16 protein-coding genes are annotated in these 19,233 nt (G+C 39.2%); 6 read left to right on the forward strand and 10 right to left on the reverse strand.

Annotation, left to right across the window (positions count from 1 at the left end; all coding sequences use genetic code 11):
• Nucleotides 1-46: 46 nt before the first annotated feature.
• The 5 genes from PaeCFBP13512_RS16110 to PaeCFBP13512_RS16130 all read right to left on the reverse strand — a co-directional run bounded on the left by PaeCFBP13512_RS16110 (nucleotide 47) and on the right by PaeCFBP13512_RS16130 (nucleotide 4,405).
• Entirely contained in the window at nucleotides 47-1,363 is a 1,317-nt protein-coding gene (locus PaeCFBP13512_RS16110; RefSeq protein ID WP_137224517.1) for a glycoside hydrolase family 125 protein, read from the reverse strand.
• Between the two features lie 176 nt (nucleotides 1,364-1,539).
• On the reverse strand, nucleotides 1,540-2,721 hold the full coding sequence (locus PaeCFBP13512_RS16115) for a GntR family transcriptional regulator (protein WP_137224520.1): 1,182 nt from the start codon (nucleotides 2,719-2,721) through the stop codon (nucleotides 1,540-1,542).
• A 240-nt stretch (nucleotides 2,722-2,961) separates the two neighbouring features.
• Nucleotides 2,962-3,180, reverse strand: a complete 219-nt coding sequence (locus tag PaeCFBP13512_RS16120) for a cold-shock protein (RefSeq protein WP_069329656.1) — start codon at nucleotides 3,178-3,180, stop codon at nucleotides 2,962-2,964.
• Between the two features lie 106 nt (nucleotides 3,181-3,286).
• Nucleotides 3,287-3,487, reverse strand: coding sequence for a cold-shock protein (locus PaeCFBP13512_RS16125; protein ID WP_069329657.1), 201 nt, complete (start codon nucleotides 3,485-3,487; stop codon nucleotides 3,287-3,289).
• Between the two features lie 366 nt (nucleotides 3,488-3,853).
• On the reverse strand, nucleotides 3,854-4,405 hold the full coding sequence (locus tag PaeCFBP13512_RS16130) for a DUF6985 domain-containing protein (RefSeq protein WP_137224522.1): 552 nt from the start codon (nucleotides 4,403-4,405) through the stop codon (nucleotides 3,854-3,856).
• A 141-nt stretch (nucleotides 4,406-4,546) separates the two neighbouring features.
• Between PaeCFBP13512_RS16130 and PaeCFBP13512_RS16135 the strand changes: the two genes are divergently transcribed.
• Nucleotides 4,547-5,629: a GGDEF domain-containing protein gene (locus PaeCFBP13512_RS16135; RefSeq protein ID WP_137224525.1), complete on the forward strand. Its 1,083-nt coding sequence runs from the start codon at nucleotides 4,547-4,549 to the stop codon at nucleotides 5,627-5,629.
• Between the two features lie 74 nt (nucleotides 5,630-5,703).
• Here the strand turns inward: PaeCFBP13512_RS16135 and PaeCFBP13512_RS16140 are convergent, their stop codons facing one another.
• Together PaeCFBP13512_RS16140 and PaeCFBP13512_RS16145 are read right to left on the reverse strand one after the other, a co-directional pair.
• Nucleotides 5,704-6,681 (reverse strand): aldo/keto reductase, encoded by a 978-nt coding sequence (locus PaeCFBP13512_RS16140; RefSeq protein ID WP_137224528.1) that lies wholly within the window; start codon nucleotides 6,679-6,681, stop codon nucleotides 5,704-5,706.
• Nucleotides 6,682-6,890: 209 nt separating this feature from the next.
• Nucleotides 6,891-9,611: a copper amine oxidase N-terminal domain-containing protein gene (locus tag PaeCFBP13512_RS16145; RefSeq protein ID WP_137224531.1), complete on the reverse strand. Its 2,721-nt coding sequence runs from the start codon at nucleotides 9,609-9,611 to the stop codon at nucleotides 6,891-6,893.
• A 365-nt stretch (nucleotides 9,612-9,976) separates the two neighbouring features.
• Here PaeCFBP13512_RS16145 and PaeCFBP13512_RS16150 point away from each other — a divergent pair, with 365 nt between their 5' ends.
• Nucleotides 9,977-10,531 carry a hypothetical protein gene (locus PaeCFBP13512_RS16150; protein ID WP_069329662.1) on the forward strand — a complete coding sequence of 185 codons (555 nt, stop codon included), beginning with the start codon at nucleotides 9,977-9,979 and terminating at the stop codon, nucleotides 10,529-10,531.
• A gap of 153 nt (nucleotides 10,532-10,684) precedes the next feature.
• Here PaeCFBP13512_RS16150 and PaeCFBP13512_RS16155 read toward each other — a convergent pair whose 3' ends face one another.
• On the reverse strand, nucleotides 10,685-11,104 hold the full coding sequence (locus tag PaeCFBP13512_RS16155) for a universal stress protein (protein ID WP_137224533.1): 420 nt from the start codon (nucleotides 11,102-11,104) through the stop codon (nucleotides 10,685-10,687).
• 37 nt (nucleotides 11,105-11,141) lie between these two features.
• Nucleotides 11,142-12,122, reverse strand: coding sequence for a magnesium transporter CorA family protein (locus tag PaeCFBP13512_RS16160; protein ID WP_137224535.1), 981 nt, complete (start codon nucleotides 12,120-12,122; stop codon nucleotides 11,142-11,144).
• Between the two features lie 280 nt (nucleotides 12,123-12,402).
• Here PaeCFBP13512_RS16160 and PaeCFBP13512_RS16165 point away from each other — a divergent pair, with 280 nt between their 5' ends.
• On the forward strand, nucleotides 12,403-13,926 hold the full coding sequence (locus PaeCFBP13512_RS16165; RefSeq protein WP_161594287.1) for a peptide ABC transporter substrate-binding protein: 1,524 nt from the start codon (nucleotides 12,403-12,405) through the stop codon (nucleotides 13,924-13,926).
• Between the two features lie 78 nt (nucleotides 13,927-14,004).
• Here the strand turns inward: PaeCFBP13512_RS16165 and PaeCFBP13512_RS16170 are convergent, their stop codons facing one another.
• Complete coding sequence (locus PaeCFBP13512_RS16170; protein WP_137224541.1) at nucleotides 14,005-14,715, reverse strand: hypothetical protein; 711 nt, start codon at nucleotides 14,713-14,715, stop codon at nucleotides 14,005-14,007.
• Between the two features lie 159 nt (nucleotides 14,716-14,874).
• Between PaeCFBP13512_RS16170 and PaeCFBP13512_RS16175 the strand changes: the two genes are divergently transcribed.
• The 3 genes from PaeCFBP13512_RS16175 to PaeCFBP13512_RS16185 all read left to right on the forward strand — a co-directional run bounded on the left by PaeCFBP13512_RS16175 (nucleotide 14,875) and on the right by PaeCFBP13512_RS16185 (nucleotide 19,018).
• A complete protein-coding gene (locus PaeCFBP13512_RS16175) occupies nucleotides 14,875-16,692 on the forward strand; it encodes an ABC transporter substrate-binding protein (RefSeq protein WP_137224543.1) in 1,818 nt (605 codons plus the stop codon).
• 120 nt (nucleotides 16,693-16,812) lie between these two features.
• Complete coding sequence (locus tag PaeCFBP13512_RS16180; protein ID WP_137224546.1) at nucleotides 16,813-17,337, forward strand: GNAT family N-acetyltransferase; 525 nt, start codon at nucleotides 16,813-16,815, stop codon at nucleotides 17,335-17,337.
• A gap of 235 nt (nucleotides 17,338-17,572) precedes the next feature.
• Nucleotides 17,573-19,018, forward strand: coding sequence for a family 43 glycosylhydrolase (locus PaeCFBP13512_RS16185; protein ID WP_137224549.1), 1,446 nt, complete (start codon nucleotides 17,573-17,575; stop codon nucleotides 19,016-19,018).
• Nucleotides 19,019-19,233: the final 215 nt, after the last annotated feature.

Below are 19,233 nucleotides of genomic sequence, written 5' to 3' on the forward strand. Positions count from 1 at the left end.
TAAGGTGTAATTTGAAATATGGCTTGATACTGATCGCTGATCTAATTTAGGATGACTGAATTTTACCGCTCGGCACCGTATACCCGCAGTAGGTTAAGATCACTTCGCTAAATAACGAATTGGCCCATGAAAACCATTCACGTGTATATTCCTCCGGTCGATCCATATGAAATCCTTCGTGTAAAAAATCAGTACCTGCATCTGTCTGTTCCAACGTGTGTAATAAAGAAAGAATTTCTTGTTGATCTTGGGATGTTAAAGCTTGCATCGCTAATGAAATATGCCATATATAATGAGGAGGAGTGTGAGGACTACCAATCCCTTGAGCAGCTGTACCGCTGTAATAATAAGGATTGTGCTGACTGAGTATAAACTTTCTTGTATTTTGATACAGTGGATCATCAAGTGTGCAATATCCTAGATAAGGAAGTGACAGTAAGCTAGGTACATTCGCATCATCCATCAGATTGTGATTGCCCAGACCATCTGTCTCATATGCATACATCCGTCCGAATTCTGGATGATCTACAATCCCATATTGCTCGATACCTGCTTCAATCTGTGCTTTTAACAAAGAGGCTTTGACGACCCATTCCTGATCTTGATACACTTCGCTTGCGATCTGTTCCATATAACCGAGTACCACGACAGCAAACATATTCGAAGGAATCAAATATCCGTACTGACAAGCATCATCACTTGGACGAAAACCTGACCATGTCATACCTGTAAATCCTACTGGATTACCTTTACCTTCATGTGGAAGCGTATCTGATTCAGGGCAATCTACACGTTCAAAGGTGTAAGGTGACTGTTCACTATGCCTCTGTTCTGTATGCCATAATGTCATAATAATATGACAAGCTTTTTGAAAATGTTCATCGAAATGATCGGTTCTTCCTGTCGTGCGCCAGAGTAGATAAGCTAACTGAATCGGGTAGCAAAGCGAATCAATCTCATATTTACGTTCCCAGATCCATGCAGTCATCTGTGTCTTGTCTTCTTGATGTCCATTGTTATTGGCTTCTTCGTTAAAAGCATTAGCATACGGATCAAGATGAATATAATGTATCTGTCGCTTGACTACATTAGTAACGAGTTCGCTTAATGCTTTATCTTTATTCGCCAATATCAGATAAGGTCTGACCTGAGCTGCTGAATCCCGCAACCACATCGCTGGAATATCCCCTGTAATCACAAATACGGTTCCATCTTCTAAAGGCTTGAGCGTCGTCGTCAATGTATTACTGATCCCATTTTTGAACATTCGTGCAAGCTTGGGACGTTCTTGTAAATGTTCTTCGACCTCTGTAATTAATTGCTGGACAGATAATGGCAATACTCCATCTCCTATATCATTCATTGCAATCCTCCCTTTTTTAAGCGCTTACATTTATAGCTATATAATAGATCACAGCCTATTAACATGTCAATACATTATATTATGTTATTAAAGAAAAATATTAAGAACTCTAAATGTATAGATATACAAAAAAGATGTATCCTCTGTATAAGCAAGATACATCTGCTAACCATAACTTATGAACGAACAGACGCTTTGGTCACGGAATGACCATGAACCAGATTGGCTTGTAACGAAATTTTACTCGGTAATGTTGCTCCTTCGATCAGTGCGAGTACATTTTCGATCGCCAGTCTACCTAACGATTGTTGATCTTGTTCCATATGTGTAAATGGATATAACGCCGCACTGGCTTGAGGACTATCAAAGCAGATAATCGAGATATCTTGCGGTATATGAAGTCCCATATGTTCTATCGCTTCTTTGGCAAATAATGCTAGTTCATACTGCATAGCAAAAAGAGCCGTAATCTGTGGATGAGCTTCAATCATTTGTTGAATCATATCTACATTGTGTTGTACCAATACTTGTTCATCTTCTTCTTGATTACTATTCCAGTACATATCGGTAAGCCATGAAGAGCGATCCAGTACAACTCCACGTTCAGCATGAGCTTGTACAAATCCTTCTATTCGTTCTTCAATCGCTACATTATCAGTCACTTTGGAAGTTAATAATGCAATATGACGATGTCCTTGATCCAACAAGTAATGTGTGCCGAAGCTTGCTGCTGCTACATTATCGGTACTAATCGACGTCGAATCGATGCCTTTGACATAACGATCAACCAGTACATGTGGAAAACGATCAATCACTAATTTTAGAATTTCAGAATTAAAAATTTGTCCGCGAGTTGGATAAATAATCAAGCCATCGACACCATAATCTCTTAACATCCGAATCGCATTTTCTTCAATATCAGTCTGTGAAAAGGAAAGTCGTAACATCAAATACACACCCATTTTCTGAGCGGTTCTTTCCATTTCGACCAACATTTCTTTCCCATAACTGTCACTGAAATCTTCCATAATCAATCCAAGAACAATCTGATCACTTGCTGTACGTAATCTAGTGTTATAATCATGTTTGCCAGCTTCAGCAGGTTCAATAGCTTCTGTATGATTGCCATTATGAATAACAAAAGAACCTCTACCCGGTTGCCGTACAATGTATCCATCTTGTACTAACATGTCCAGTGCTTTTTTGGAAGTAATACGACTCACTTCAAATTGTTCCATTAATTCTTTCTCTGATGGAATCTTATCGCCTATTGTATATTCGCCTGAATGTAGACGATCACGTAATGTTAAATACATCTGCTCATATCGAGGTTTGAGCGATATTGAACTATCTGCCATACGATCACCTTCAATTTAGATTTACTATTATCATTTAGTATACTATGTTATATCATTTATGCAAAGAGGGATAGACTAAATATTTGGAATCTAATTATTATTTTTGGTTGTTTATGTAAAAGTATCCTCTTTAGTATTCATAATGTCTATTAAAAAAAGCATTAGTCTACCTCTGGATTATGATCATCCATCAGTAAACTAATGCTTTTTTATGATTCTTACATAAACGTTCCATAAGAATTAACGCTTTTTGTTGGGTCTACTATAGCTTGTATTATCCAACACCGGCAATTCTTTTTGAGCGCGGGTCATGGGCGACTTGCATTGTGAACAAACCGGTACATCTGCAAGTGCAAAGTTATCTCTCATCCATCCTTTGCAATCTGGATTCGTACATTCCCATATATCGGTCATTGCTGTAGGAATCTCTTGCGATGGATTTTTCCGTGAATAGTACATGTGTAGTCCCCTCCCAGTAGTAATATCTATTTGTTCTTGCACAAGTTGCAAATATTTGAATAAAAAAACACCCTTAACTAACGTTAAGGGCGTCTTATAAACTGAATTACAGTTTTACAACGTTCTCAGCTTGTGGACCACGGTTTCCTTCAACAACGTTGAATTCAACGCGTTGACCTTCGTCCAAAGTTTTGAAACCGTCGCCAGTGATAGCAGAAAAGTGAACGAATACGTCGCTTCCGCCTTCAACCTCGATAAAACCAAATCCTTTTTCTGCATTAAACCATTTTACTGTACCTGTTTGCATTGTAGTACCTCCAAAGAAATTAAATTTACATGACCTTCTTTATTCAGAAGATTAACATCCGATAAAATAGAATAATCACATATTGTACAAGGCTCTTCGCCTTCCTATATAACAACCCTCTACAATATGTGAGTACCAGTCACGTTTTCGTTACTCTTATTATAACCGATTGCACGAATAAATACAACGTCTTTATCAGGTAATTTTTGTAATTTCACTAAACCGCATCTTTCATCTTAGATGGTGACATTTTTCGTCAGCAATCGCTAAGGTCATAAGGCTCACTTTATACTTATACCAGAGCATACAGAACTGAATCGCTTTCAAGCAATAAATGTAAGCGTATACTTTTAAAGTAAATTGTCTTTAATCTATATCGTAGGCTGTATAAAAACTGCTCACATGAACAGGTTGATGATTGACCATTTTGACTCCTAATCCATGTTCTGTGTCCCATGTACAATGAAAATTAAGGTAATACGTATCCCCAGATGGTGAATCTCCGATCAAAAAGCCTTGCAGTGTAATATAATCTGCAATTTGATTAACATTTTGGATATACGGAATCGATTGATCTCTTTCTTCTATTGTTGCAGGATCTTGCGGATCAATTTGCCAGGCTTGACGATATTGTTCTTCGATGTGTTGATAATGGTTGAATATCGCTTGTAATACTGGCTCCTGAATAGATTCGCAATGTTCTATATAATGCTCCCATAACTGTTGCTGTACTATAGAAGGAGCTGTTAGATGCTCAATCTCCTCTTCATTCGCAACACTCTGTATAAATTCAACATGAATAGATAGCTGTTGATTCTTTATATGCAAAGAATATTCGCCTTCAAAAGTCACCTCTTCTGTTACATCATATGCATAATCTTCTAGGACGAGTTGTGAATACCATGTAGAATCGATCATCTATGAATACCTCCTATTTCAATGATATTTTTTATTTTGGTAAAGCTTGTCTTTTCTTATGATCGTATAATGATTTATACTTGTCTTTACATGAATGTGCAAGATTGCACATCTTAAATCTTGAGGCTGTATGGTGATGTTATGAATAAACAGTCCAAATGGATACATCAGTTTTTCAAAGTATACTGGATTGTCATTGGTGTCCACTTTTTCTCTCAGTGGGGTTCTTTTGTCTTTTTAGATTATGACGATGATGCCTATCATTTCTATATCTATATTCTAATTATGCCTACTCTTTTGATGAGCTTAGTCACTTTGATTACAAGATGGATATATATCCGTTGGAATCATTTATCTTTTTACGTGTTATTCAGTGCAAGTACGCTAATCACATGGACGATTATTTATCTCAACTATGATATTCGTATTATTACAGCACTATGTTTGTTACCGATCTTATCAGCTGTTGTCTTTTTCAGACGTCGCTTGTTATGGATTCCTTCTGTATTACAGCTTATCGCATTCACTTCATTGTATCTAGCCGATTCACATTTTCGCAACTATCTCTCGTCCTTTGACGTTATCGCCGTCATTTCTTTTATTATTGTAAGTACGTTTATCGCTCATATTATTGTAGCTAGCGGTATAGAAATTCTAGCTGATTTGCAGTTAACCATGTCTGCCAAGCAAGATCTAATTGTCAAAAATGCTATTATGAGCAAGCTTTCCAAAACAGATGGTCTGACTAATCTGTATAACCAGATTTCGTTTCGAGATTATTATAATACGGCTTTTGATTATGCGACCAAAGGTGCTAAGCTTCATCTAGCATTGATCGATATTGATGATTTCAAAGTCATTAATGATACGTATGGTCATCAAGCAGGAGATACTATTCTTGGTAAAGTCTCTCAAGTGATTCAACAACATATGTCTTCTAGCGATATAGCAGCTCGCTATGGTGGCGAAGAATTTGCACTGCTTTTGTTCGATCAGACATTTGAAGAAGCGTATGCACTGGTTGAAAGTATACGAAGTAGTGTTGCCGAATTACAACATCTTGAAATGAATGGCAAGTCCGTTACTGTCAGTATTGGACTGCAAAGTTATGGCTCTGAGAAGACCAAAGAGCAACTCTTTGAACAAGTCGATACGTATCTGTATGAGGCAAAGCGTACAGGTAAAAATAAAACAGTGACTGCTCTTCATACGGAAGTAAGTTAAGTCACCAAGGTATAATAAACAAAAACACTCCAATCCTTCTGTACAAAAGGGTTGGAGTGTTTTTTTGATTTATATTAGAATCCTGTGACAGGATGCGGAATATATGATTCTTCCAGACGGTTGATCTCGTCTTCTGTTAATACTATATCTACAGCAGCCACAGCATCTTGTAAATGATGTAATTTGGTTGCTCCTACAATTGGTGCGGTAATCGGCTCTTTTTGCAATACCCATGCTAGAGCGACTTGTGCGCGTGGAATATCACGTTCCGACGCAATCTCTGCCACCCGTTCTACCACTTTGCGATCGGCTTCAGCACTTGCCTTGTAAAGACTTTGGCCAAAGCTATCACTTTCAGAACGTGAAGTCTCTTCTTCCCAATCCCGGGTTAAGCGACCGCGTGCCAATGGACTCCACGGAATAACACCGATGCCTTCTTCTTTGCATAAAGGAAGCATCTCACGTTCTTCTTCTCGATAGAGCAAGTTCACATAGTTCTGCATCGAGACAAAGCGTGCCCAGCCATTTTGCTTGGAAATATCTAAAGCTTTCATAAACTGCCATGAAGCCATAGATGAAGCACCAATATATCTTGCTTTCCCTGCTTTGACAACATCATTAAGAGCTTCTAGTGTTTCTTCTATAGGTGTATTCGGGTCCCAGCGATGAATCTGATACAGATCTACATAATCCGTTCCCAGACGTTGTAGACTATGATCAATCTCCGCCATAATGACTTTGCGAGAAAGTCCTCCACCATTAGCGCCCTGACGCATTTTGCCATGGACTTTGGTAGCGATAACGATCTCATCTCGGTTTGCATACTCTTTGAGCGCTTTTCCGACGATCTCTTCACTTGTACCATCTGAATACACATTGGCTGTATCAAAAAAATTAATCCCTGCTTCCAAAGCTTGCTTGATAAAAGGACGACTGCTCTGCTCATCTAAGGTCCATGGATGTGCTCCACGATCAGGTATTCCATAACTCATACATCCCAAACAAATTCGCGATACATCGAGACCGGTACGACCTAACTTTACATATTGCATCAATGTCCCTCTTTTCCGCCCTGAGGCAAGTTTGCATGATCTAGCGAATAGATAGATGTTTACTTACTTATCATAACCAAAAATAGACATATTGAGCCACATTATTTTGATATCGCTAGCGATCTTTATCCAGTCTGCAAATAGGAAAAAAGCAAGCTCTTTCGGTGAATACCGATAAAAGCTTGCTTAAAAAATAATCTTTTTTTCTTTTATTGAGTGATCATTTGAGCTTCTCTAGAAGCTACAGAGAGAGCATTGATTGTGGCTGAACGTCCATCAGCAATCGATAGAACAAACGCTTTGTACGTCACTCCTGAGCGAATAGCAGCACCATTTACATCTACATCTGTGGTTGTAAAGGTCCACTCGCTATATACCCCTTGCGTTACTGTCTTATAATTGCGTTCACTCACACGATTCGCATCTGCCAATGAGAAATTACTTGAGCTTGCAGACGGTACTAGCATTACAGCATAGTTAGCAATACCGTTTTCACCTGCTGGTTTGGAGAATGTCACTTTGATTCCGCCATTAGTTGCACTAGCATTAATATTAGTCACTGAAGCAACCGTTGATGACTTGATTGTAAAGTCATTAGATGCGCCAGATAAGGTGTTAACCGAGCGTACCGAACCATCTGCTACGCTTAATACATAGACACGATAAGCTACCTCTTTCACAATTGCATTTCCGTTGTAGTCTTTCGTACTTGTGGTTAAAGCTTGTGTCACTTTAGTCGCTGTTTTGGCAATACGTGTATAATTGGCTGCGGCTGTATTGTTAGCTGTAGTGAGATTAAATGAACCGGCTTGGTCTGCACGTACTACATAGACACGATATTCCGAAATACCTGTATCATTAGCCGGTACAAAACTAAATGTAATATCGGATGCTGTATTAGTCGAAGTGCTATTGGTAGTCGCTACGCTATTTACAGCCGATGTTGCGCCATTTGATGTTAATGTAATAACAGAAGATGCACTAGATAATGAGTTATTGCCAGAAGCACTACCTGTACCTGTTGTTAAGACAAACACTTGGTAATTGGTACCATTTTTAATGAGGTCACCATTTACATCTTTTGATCCGGCACTGAACGCAACCGTATGATTCGAACCATTTTTGCTGATTTGCAAATAGTTAGAACTAGATACGCTATTTGCTGTAGAAAGATTGAATTTGCTCGCATTGATCGATTTAACGACCATAACACGATAATTATTCACTAATCCTTCATCACTTGCTTTGTTAAATGTCACTTGCAGATCGCGTCCATCTCCATAATCGCTAATATCACTAACAGCGATGCCACTCACATTGCCTACCGTCCGATCACCTGTCTCTAGTGTCAGTGTAGAAGATGCGGAAGATAAGCTATTCGCATAAGAACCTGAACCAAGCGCCATCACATAGATACGATAAGGTACATCATTCACAATCGTGTCTCCACCACTGTCTTTAAGCGATGTTGCTAGCGTCACAGTGCGATCGCTACCTGTTTTGGATACATCGATGTATCGACTAGATGCCAGACCATTAGCAGTCGCAATATCAAAATCTCCAGATACTTTACTTCGAACGACAAATACACGATAGCCACTGATTTTGGACTCTTCAGAAGACTTGGTAAAAGTCACTTGAATATCGCGTCCGTCGGCAAAATTACTTACATCTTCTACTTTAGTGATAGAAGGTGCTTCTACTGTACGTCCTAATGTTAATGAATTAGAACCTGCGGATATTCCAATATTATCGCCACCACTTGTGATCGAGATAACAAATACAGTATAGGCTGTTCCTGTTGTAATCAACTCACCAGATGTATCACGCGTTGTGTTCGTCAAGCGTGTAGTCGGGTTAGAGCCTGTTTTGTTAATCGTTGTATAGTTAGAATTGCTTATTTTAGCTGCTTCTGTTGTGCTAAAGCTTCCTGCACTTGTTGTTTTTACAACAAACACACGGTAATTGCTTAATTTACTCTCATCGCTTGCTCTGGTAAAACTGACTGAGAAATCTCGTCCATCGCCATTGTCAGAGACATCACTTGCTTTAACATCTGTAGCTATCGCAGAAGCTGTAGCCACAACGCCCAAAGATACGTTCGGTGAACTTACAGATAACGAGCTGTTATATCCACTTGCGCCTACTGCCAATACATAGACACGGTAATTTACATTTTTCTGAATCAATGCGCCGTCTGTATCACGGGCTTGAGGCATTAATGTGATTGTATAATTGCTACTGCCTTGCGGAATGCCTGTATAATTCGCCGCAGGCACTGTTAATGCTGTATTGACGTTAAATGTATTACTATTAGTTGCTTTGACTACTAAAATTCGATATTGACTGATTCCTTTAGTGCTAGCAGAAGCCGGAAAGCTAATTTCTAAATCATTTCCATTTCCTTGTTGTCCTACAACTTTGGCATTTACATAAGGTACAGGTGAGATAGAAGTCGATGGAGTGGTTGGTGTAGTGGGTGTGGTCGGTTTGGCATTCGTAGTCGTAATACTTACAGTCTTCGTAGATGCGTTCCAGCCTACTTTCTCGCCTAACGATTCACTAACAAAGCGTAACGGTACAACCGTTCTTCCTTTAATCGACTTAGCAGGTACATCCAACGTAACCTTTTTGCCATTGATCGTTGCTGTTCTAGATCCTAGCGGTAATACAATGGTTGTGCCATCTTTGATTGCAGTGACTGTTTTGGTACTTTGCTTCCAAAGTACTTTCGCGTCTAACGCTTCAAAAACACCTCTTAATGGTACCATCGTCCGATTCGCTGACATTACAGGTGCCTGATCTGTTGTTAGCTGAACTCCATCAATTGTAATTTTAATAGGTGTTGCTGCGCTGACGGATGGTGTATGTAGACCTCCGCTTACCGTCAAAGCTGTAACTAATACTGCTGAACAAATCTTCTTTTTCATTTGTATTCATCCTCGTTCCCCCGAAATAGTGCCAAACGCTATCTGCCAAGCTTGTCTTTTATTCCCCGTCTATTAGACGCACACCGCTCCTGAAAAGTTTCCATGTTTGTTTATTTATTTTGGAATCCTTTTACATGGATAAGTAGGATCTGTGTGTGCATATCTATCGACTATATGTAAGTTATCATCGTTACCTCTACCGAACAACCAAATCTTCGTCATAAATTAGCAACAGTTTTTTAATGATTATCGAAGTTATGATCATTATTTACAAGTTGGATACAATTGGCATTTAAGTTAGATACATTTAACGGGTAAGATAAAGGCAAGACAAACAAACCACCCTATAGAGGAGATGTACAATAATGAACTATAGTAAATGGATCGCTACTTCCGTGATCGCAGGAGTATTATTAACAGGTGCTACTACTACACATGCGGCAACAACTTCTACAACAACACCCAAAGCAACAACATCTAGCTCTACCACAATGAGTAAGCAATACCCTGTAACCAATGTGAATTACTCTACCGCTCAATTAAAAAAAATCACACAAGCTTTTGCAAATTTTGATGGGTTTGAGACTCCCTATGTACCTACACGTATGATCGAAGGCGATGCTTTCCGCAAAGTCAGTGGCATGGGCGACGGTGTAACTTTTCTTTTTAAATATATGACGGTATCTGTCTCTCCACGTGATTATTCATATAGTTATAAAGGCAAAACGGTAACTCTTCCTAATTCCAATAATGTAAAAGCAAAATGGTACAAACCCGATAAAGTAGATATGTTAACATTCAAATTAGATGATCGGTATGTAACGATTTCTTCACCCTATCATTTATTAGGTAAAGCGAAGTTAGAGCAGGTTGCTGTAGACGTTGCCAAATACGTTCCTGTATCTGTTCCCAAGTCATAATATCTGGTTACAATAGAAAAGTGACAATTCAGAGATATGTACGGCAATCGTTAGCATTTATCGCTTAATATTAGGCTATCCAAACAACTTAAAAACACGTATACAGGATAGGAGTATTCTTTACACACTCCATATGTATACGTGTTTTTGGTATTATTTCACAATCAAGACAGGGCATTTCACACCACGAGCAACTTTATGACTGACACTTCCAAGTACCATTTCTTTAAAAGAACCCAATCCTCTGCTTCCCATTACCACTAGATCGAATCCATGATCATTGGCATGTCTGATCAAGCTTTGCCCGGGTTCTCCATGTAATACTTTGATCGTATATGTCGTTTGTTGCTCTTTGAGAAGTTCTTCGATGGGAAAAAGCTTTTGTCGTCTCGAAAGTTCTAATTCATCAATATCGCCATAGCGTAAGACTTCATCACGACTTTTGCCAAAATCAGCGACAAACACTACTTCGATCTCACCATATTGTTGTAACTCCATTAATTTGAGCGCTTCTGTTGTTGCTCGCAATGAATTGTCTGAACCATCTACCGCTAACAATATGTTCTGATACATAAATCAACGTCCCTTCTCTAAGAGATATCATGTATATCTATTCGCTAGGGTGCACAGTCTTTTTACGTGTTTTTTTAGAGGTATGTTCAAGATTCATATCCAAAATATCGCCAGTCAGCCCTTTTCGTTTGAGCCACCAGTAGGTTAAGCCAGTAAGTCCAAAGATTAAGATAAGTGAAGCGAGGTAGCCCCATTTCCACTCTAATTCAGGCATATTTTTAAAGTTCATTCCCCAGATTGCGCCTAATGCTGTCATTGGTGTCAGTAGAACTGTAAATACCGTTAATGTTTTCATAATATTATTTGAACGGTAATTAGCAACATTATCATCAATTTTGAGCAATGTATCAATTTCATGTTCATATGCTGTTTGAAGCATTTGAATCCGTGCTAATCTGACCTTTAAAGTATGGAATGTCTGAGCATCTTTGACCAGAGCAGGAAAGACTTCTTCAATCGCAAACCGAATTTCTTTCAAAGCGACCGTCTGCACATTCCAGCGTGTCATCTGATTGCGCAAATCTACAATTTCACGTAGCAATTTCCCACCATTATTTTCCTTCATTTGAAATTCGATCTCTTTCAGTTGCATCTCAATCTCATCCATCCGTCCGAAAAAAGCACGAATAATCGCATTAACGACAAACATAAAGCCATCTACCGGATAATCACAACCCAGAATATACTGATTCCATTCGTGATTGTCCATATTATGAAAGAGCCATGTAGGATCTCCGATCGTTACCAATCGCTTCTCATCAATATAATAATGGAGAATATGAACATCTTCCCAGTGATCTGGGTTCATATTGATTGCTAATGTTCCGCTGATATAATTTTCATTCTTTTCTTTATAATAAACAGAAGTAATTTGATTATGCGTACACATCAGGCTTTCCTGTGCCCATTTTTGTAAATGTTCATCAAAATCAGGATGCTCCATCAATAGCTTAGCATCTCTCATTTGATACCATGTCCATTTGTCTTGCTCGGCTTGCATCACTTCTACTTTCGCCATTGGATCAGTACCTCCTTACTCTTACTTCTATCATTATGGTATTACCCTATTTCAGTCGTCTGTGACTTACCATTTTGCTAAAGAGGGATAGATATCAATAGCAATCAAAAGATATTTTATATTATTTAGTTCATCACCTAAGTTGTAGAATAGTATGTTATAACTAGAAGGAACGTACTTATTCTGAAGGAGGAACTATCTATTTATGAGAAATACCTACATCACGCGCATATTCATTGTGCTTACATTTGTGCTATTGTTCAGTACGATCACTCCCAGAATGTCACACGCCGAAAGTGATCCATTGCAAACGTTCCGCTTTAATCTGTATTTAGAACCGGTTACTCTTGATCCTGCATTGTCTAGTGATGGAACGACCAGTACGATTATTGAGGCTATGTTTGAAGGGCTTGTTCGCACCAATGCAAATGGCAAAGTGGAACCTGGTGTAGCTGAATCGTGGACCCTTTCACCGGATAACAAAACGTACACTTTCACATTACGTTCGAATGCTCGTTGGAGTAATGGCGATCCACTGGTCGCTGCTGATTTTGTAAATGCATGGAAAAGAGTGCTTACCCCTGCAACCCGTTCTCTATCTGCTTCGTTGCTATTCCCTATCGCACATGCTCAAGATTATTATAAAGGAACGCTTACTGATCCCAGCCAGCTAGGATTTCAAGCATTAGATGATCATACATTACAAGTTGTGTTGCAACAGCCACTCCCTTATTTTCTAGAAACATTAACGTATCCTGCTTATTCACCTATACATACATCAAGCAATACATCTATTCAGAATAAGAATACCTCTGCTAAGGATATGATCAGCAATGGTCCATTTACTATTCAATCCTGGGCAAAAGGTCATTCCATAACACTGGCTCGTAATCCTCAATATGCGCAAGCTGAAAAAGTTCATTTTGATCATGTATTTATTCGCTTTATTAATGATCCTAACAAAGAGTACACCATGTACCAATCAGGCGCTATCGATCGGTCAGGTCTGTCAGAAAGCAATATTCCTACGTTTAAAATGACCGATCAGATGAAAAAAGAAATCGTTTATCCAGATACGGCATCCTTATACTATTATGCTTTTAATGTGAAGAAGAAGCCGTTCAATAATGTAAATATTCGTAAAGCTTTTGCTATGTCGATTGAGCGCAAACTGCTGATTAGTCCTAAATCTGCATATGGATTTGTACCTCCAGCGATCAAAGGAGCCACCTCTACTTTCCGCAAAGAGTATCCAGTGACTAATTTTGAGATCAGTTCTAAGCGTGCTCGTCAATTATTACAACAAGGGATGAAAGAAGAAAAAATCACTTCTTTACCTGCGATGACATTACTAACGAATGGTGATGGTAATCGCTATGTAGCGGATCAGATTACGGATATGTGGAAAAGACATTTAGGTGTTACCGTTAAAGTAAAAGAAGAAAATTTCTATACTTTATTAGAAGAAAAACAAAAGAAAAATTATCAGATTGTACGTGGTGGATGGTCAGCGGATTATAACGATCCTGCTGCTTTTCTAGATTTGTTCACCTCATGGAGCAATGAAAATACATCCGGTTGGAAAAACAATGCCTATGATGCTCATATGAAGAAAGCGTACAGTTTGACCAATGCCAAAGCTCGTATGAAAGAATATCGTGCTGCCGAAAAAATATTGACCGATCAGATGGTTGCGATCCCACTTTACTATTTTAATACGTATTTTCTACAAAAGTCGAATGTACACGATGTGTATACCGATTACTCGGGTGCTCTCCATTTTGTATACGGGTATAAAAAGTAATATATGTCTGAATCTAAAAAGCATAACTGCGCTATCTATAGCAGTTATGCTTTTTAATTATTCTATATGGCTTATGAGCTAAATAGATGGTCTATCACTGGTTGCACGCCATGCAGCAGCTATCCTTCTCACAGATTGTTCATCAGGAACATGATCATTATCTTCTTCTCTAGCATCTTCCCATTCGACCATTCGTCCTAGATCTCTAAAATCCAATTCTAACTGTATTTCTTCTAACGTTAATTTTCCTTCTTCCCAAAGGGGTTCTTCTACTTGATCTATGTATGCATATGCACGTATTAATGTACCTGATACTGCTTTGACCCAGGCGTAATACTGGACTGTCCGATGATTGCCGAAATAATGAACTTCTCCAAATACCCTACTTAATTCTTGTACCAGTTGCTTGAGTTGCATCACTGTCTGGGCATCATCAGGAAAGGGAATATCATAACTGCTAACCAGTACCCAATCTTCTACTGTCGTCAAAATCCATTGTTCTCTAGTCTGTGGCTGTGGTGGAGAAACGTTAGTTATTTGAGCTAAAATAATATCTATTTCAGATTGAACGGCGATAGAGTCTGTACTTTTAACGCGTAACCATGTAGCTTTGTGACCAAAATCGATAACGGTATCTTCTGTTGTGTCTTGCCAAAAGAATAATGCAGGTGGCGGAATATCTAATCCTATTATGACTTTGACTGGTGGCTGCAACGGCTTTGGCTTGATTTGCTGATAGATCCAATAGCTTAGATAAGCAATAGCTGTGATGAGTAATGCGATCCACATGTATGGGTCTCCATTCGAAATCAATATCAGATATCTATCTATTATATCTATTTTTCTAATCATAACTTACTTTTCTTTACAATTCTTTTTTTGCTACGATGTTGTACATTAGAATCTATAGAGTATCCATTTGAAGATTATCGAAAGGAGCGGTCAGATTTGCGAATAGCAGAAGATTATGTACAGCTTCGATTGGCTTTTCACCATTATCCAGATCAGCAATCATTTCATATAGCAATGGAAGAAGTAGCACAGGCATTATTTTGTACAGCTCGTAATGCCAAAATCATCATCACCAAAATGGTAGATGCAAAATGGATACAATTTCGCTCTGGGCGAGGTCGTGGACATACTTCTGAGCTTACCTTTTTGTTGCCAGTGACGACTGTATTATTAGATGAAGCCAAGCAACGGGTGATACAAGGAGAGGTACAGTCTGCTTTTGAGTGGCTACAACAACATGAAGCACTAGCTGTGGTACGCCCACAGTTTTTGGAATGGCTTATTCGTTATTTTGGATATACGACTCAGCAGATCGGGCAAGATCGTATCATCGAAACGCTACGTTTACCCATTTATCGACCGATTGTCTCGTTAGAGCCTGCTAATGCGCTGTATGCTTTTGATACGCATCTGATCGGTCAGGTCTTTAGTAGACTGGTACATTACGATCCTGTTCAGCGTACATTTACCAAAGACATCGCTCATCACTGGGAAAGTAATTCAGATGCTACTTGCTGGACATTTTATCTGCTCAAAGGTATTTCATTTCACAACGGGCAAGAACTGACGGCACAAGATGTATATACCAGTCTGATACAACTACAATCACCGACTGTGGTTCATCACTGGTTAGGTCAAGATATCGCTCATATTCAAGTGATCACTAGGTATCAAATCCAGATTCAACTACACCGACCGAATACTCAATTTCTTTTTTATATGAGTCATAGTGCTGCATCGATCTTTCCTTCATCTGAGGGAGATTCGAATCATGAATTTTCTTTACCTATCGGTTCAGGTCCTTATCAGGTCGTATCACGTCATGCTGGAAAATGTACACTGGAAGTCTTTCCATCGTATTTTGGATACCGTGGTCAGATCGATCGGATTGAGATTATTATTGTACCTGAAAATGAAGCAGAAGCTTGTTTGGGTACTAGCCCCGGGGTACTGACTGTAGTGACAGGAGAGTTCTCGATCCCAGAAGATTTGAAAATGCCTTTAACACAAACAATCACAGGGATATCCACCCTTACTTTTAACCTGCGAAAAGAAGGCATTTTGCAAGATAAGACATTTCGCAATGTGTTAGTAAATGCTATCAATCGCCAGCATATGGTACAAGAATTAGGGGAAACCCGTCTATGTCCTGCGCAAGGATTACAGATCCATACAAACTCTCTACCAACAGCATCTACAGAACATGTGTCGGAGCCAGAAGAATCCATTTCTCTATCTACATCACTGCTAGAACAACTCCAACACACTACATATGCTGGAGAAGTGCTACATTTGTATACTTTTCACCGTCATGCGCAAGATGCCTACTGGCTTCAACAACAGTATCAAAATTATGGAATAAAGATTGACGTACATATTGTAGAATGGTCAGAAACGATTCAACTGGCGATGATGGAACAAGCAGATCTAATCTTATTCGAAGCTATGGTTAGTGAAAATCTGCTGCATCTGCTTGAATATATTCAGTCGGATCGTAATTTTATAAGACATTCATTGCCTTTAGACATAGTTGCTCAATTGGATGAACTCACCTATCCTATGCTTGCTTCTACAGATCAACATGCGCTCTCACATTGGTCTACTGCTGTAAATCGGCTATTGAGTGATACATGCACAAGTGCATTTCTAGTGGTACGCACAGCCAGTACCATTCATCACCCATCTTTGCGTGGCGTGAATGTTAATCACAAAGGATGGGTCAATTTCGATACGCTCTGGTTCCACCAAACGTAATTTATTAAAGCGATAGAGTATACTCCGTACTAAAAGTGGAAATAATGCGTGCTTATTTTGCTATTTTTATGCTTACAGCCAAGCGATAGAATAAAAGGTATAACACGACAGAGTTTATACATGGAGGTGGATATCTTGCTACAGACTGTTATTATCGAACAAGTAAACTCTATTGAACCTTATCTGGATGAAATGTCAGATATGCTCGTACAGATTGTAGATGCGGGTGCATCTATTGGATTCCTACCGCCTCTGGATCACAAAGAAGCTGTAGCCTATTGGGAACAGGTGGTGCAACCTGCAACTCTTTTATACGTTGCTAAGATTAATGGTGTGATTGCAGGAACGATTCAATTGCATCTATGTACCAAGCCCAATGGCGATCACAGAGCGGAAGTTGCTAAATTAATGGTGCATCTGGATTATCGTCGTCATGGTATAGCAAGGCTGTTAATGGAACATGTCGAACAACAAGCACGCTTGGCACAACGAATTCTACTCGTGCTGGATACCCGGGATGGCGACTCTTCTAATCGACTATATCAGTCACTAGGATACAGCCAAGCTGGGCAAATTCCAAACTATGCTAAGTCTGGAACAGGTAGTCTGGATGCTACGAACTTGTATTATAAGAATTTGGTATGAAGGTAGAGAAAGAGTGTGATTATTCGTTGATAAGACGGAATGATCACACTCTTTGGTTTTTACAATAGGTTTTCCGATTGGAACTTCTAATTGAGCTACTGTATTTTTATGTCATTATTTCGTTATTATTTTATTGTAAACGCTTACAAAAATACTTAAGATTAATTTGAAGTCTCCCTTCTTTTGTAGAGAGACTATCTTAGAGTGACCGAAGGAGGTTTTTATTATTTTACAAATCTCTTGGCAATTTTCACGTAAAACGCTGATGCTATGGCTTAGTCTGGTGCTTGTTATCACTGGCTTAGGTGTTAACGGGCAATCTGCTCAAGCGGCTAGTGCTACGATTACCAATGGCACCAACTGGACAGATACCGCGGGTAATCCGATCCAAGCCAACAGTGGTAATATTCTCAAAGTCGGGGCTACATACTACTGGTACGGTGAACATGCAACCAACGGTAAATTTGATAAAGTTAACGTATATACTTCCACTGATCTTAAAAACTGGACATTTGGCAACAGCATCCTCACCAAAAATTCCGCTACTGAACTTAATTCCAGTAAGATTGAACGTCCCAAAGTGATCTACAATGCAACAACGAAAAAGTATATTCTATGGGCACATTATGAAAATGGTAGTGATTATTCGCTAGCTCGTGTAGCTGTAGCGACTAGTGATACACCCGATGGTAATTTCACGTATAAAGGAAGCTTCCGTCCGCTCGATTATGAATCCCGTGATATGACGGTATTTGTAGATACAGATAATAAAGCTTATCTCATTACAGCTTCTCGTCAAAATAATGGTGGTGCCAACAACTCAATGGCCATCTTCCGCTTAACCGATGATTATACAGGAGTGGCTTCTTTTGTAGGCTGGGTGTTCGAAGGAGCTTATCGGGAAGCACCTGCAGTTGTGAAAAAAGGAAGTAAATATTATCTGTTCACTTCTCAAGCTTCTGGCTGGTATCCGAATCAAGGCGGTTATGCAACAGCTTCTTCGATAACAGGTACATGGTCGGCACTGTCTCCTTTTGGCGATCCTTCTGCTTATGCGACACAGATCCATTCCATCGCTACCATTACAGGTAGTGCAGGTACCAGTTATATTTATATGGGGGATCGCTGGAATCCGCTTAACCTCAGTGACCACAAGTTTATCTGGTTACCTTTAACCTTAAATGATAGCAACAGCACAGCTACATTGAATTGGTATAGCAGTTGGAATATAGATGCCGCTACAGGTACAGTGAGCTTGCCAACGTTGACCAACCATGCTCTGGGTAAACCCGCAACCGCCATTTCTACCGCTTCTTCTTCTGCAACAACCAATGCCAATGATGGTAATGCTCAGACTTCTTGGGCGGCTGCTTCTGCAACATGGCCGGCATGGTGGCAAGTCGATCTAGGCGCTGCGAAAAAGATTAGTGAAGTGGATATTTCATGGTTTATGTACAAAGGTTCTGAAGCTTATTATAAATACAAAATTGAATACAGCACCGATGGCATAAATTATACGACGATTGATCGCACAACCAATACCACCTATGGCTTTACAACAGATGCAGTGTCATTTACGGCTCGTTATGTACGTATTAATATGGTAAATGCTGTACTCCATAACAATCCCAACAACTGGTATACTCCAACTTTGCACGAAGTCCGATTGATGGGCAACTGATAGCAATAACCTAACGATAAAGAACCTTACTTCCACAACATCTGTGGGGTAAGGTTCTTTTGCTTTCTTTGACCTAACTATCCTAACAGTAATGAAGTATTAACAGATTGAAAATGCTACTGAGTGAACCTTCTATTTCTTTTGAACGTCCTGCGATTGTTGTCATGTATGAAGGGGTAATACTTAGTAAGTAACTAGATATGTTACATCAGAAC

The sequence above is a fragment of the Paenibacillus sp. CFBP13512 genome (genome assembly GCF_005233705.1).
GTDB classification, from domain to species: Bacteria; Bacillota; Bacilli; order Paenibacillales; family Paenibacillaceae; genus Saccharibacillus; species Saccharibacillus nuruki.

Coding starts and splice junctions, on each gene's coding strand:
- PaeCFBP13512_RS16110 (WP_137224517.1), bottom strand. CDS start 1,363: ATGAATGATATAGGAGATGGAGTATTGCCATTATCTGTCCAGCAATTA.
- PaeCFBP13512_RS16115 (WP_137224520.1), bottom strand. CDS start 2,721: ATGGCAGATAGTTCAATATCGCTCAAACCTCGATATGAGCAGATGTAT.
- PaeCFBP13512_RS16120 (WP_069329656.1), bottom strand. CDS start 3,180: ATGTACTATTCACGGAAAAATCCATCGCAAGAGATTCCTACAGCAATG.
- PaeCFBP13512_RS16125 (WP_069329657.1), bottom strand. CDS start 3,487: ATGCAAACAGGTACAGTAAAATGGTTTAATGCAGAAAAAGGATTTGGT.
- PaeCFBP13512_RS16130 (WP_137224522.1), bottom strand. CDS start 4,405: ATGATCGATTCTACATGGTATTCACAACTCGTCCTAGAAGATTATGCA.
- PaeCFBP13512_RS16135 (WP_137224525.1), top strand. CDS start 4,547: ATGAATAAACAGTCCAAATGGATACATCAGTTTTTCAAAGTATACTGG.
- PaeCFBP13512_RS16140 (WP_137224528.1), bottom strand. CDS start 6,681: ATGCAATATGTAAAGTTAGGTCGTACCGGTCTCGATGTATCGCGAATT.
- PaeCFBP13512_RS16145 (WP_137224531.1), bottom strand. CDS start 9,611: ATGAAAAAGAAGATTTGTTCAGCAGTATTAGTTACAGCTTTGACGGTA.
- PaeCFBP13512_RS16150 (WP_069329662.1), top strand. CDS start 9,977: ATGAACTATAGTAAATGGATCGCTACTTCCGTGATCGCAGGAGTATTA.
- PaeCFBP13512_RS16155 (WP_137224533.1), bottom strand. CDS start 11,104: ATGTATCAGAACATATTGTTAGCGGTAGATGGTTCAGACAATTCATTG.
- PaeCFBP13512_RS16160 (WP_137224535.1), bottom strand. CDS start 12,122: ATGGCGAAAGTAGAAGTGATGCAAGCCGAGCAAGACAAATGGACATGG.
- PaeCFBP13512_RS16165 (WP_161594287.1), top strand. CDS start 12,403: ATGTCACACGCCGAAAGTGATCCATTGCAAACGTTCCGCTTTAATCTG.
- PaeCFBP13512_RS16170 (WP_137224541.1), bottom strand. CDS start 14,715: ATGTGGATCGCATTACTCATCACAGCTATTGCTTATCTAAGCTATTGG.
- PaeCFBP13512_RS16180 (WP_137224546.1), top strand. CDS start 16,813: ATGGAGGTGGATATCTTGCTACAGACTGTTATTATCGAACAAGTAAAC.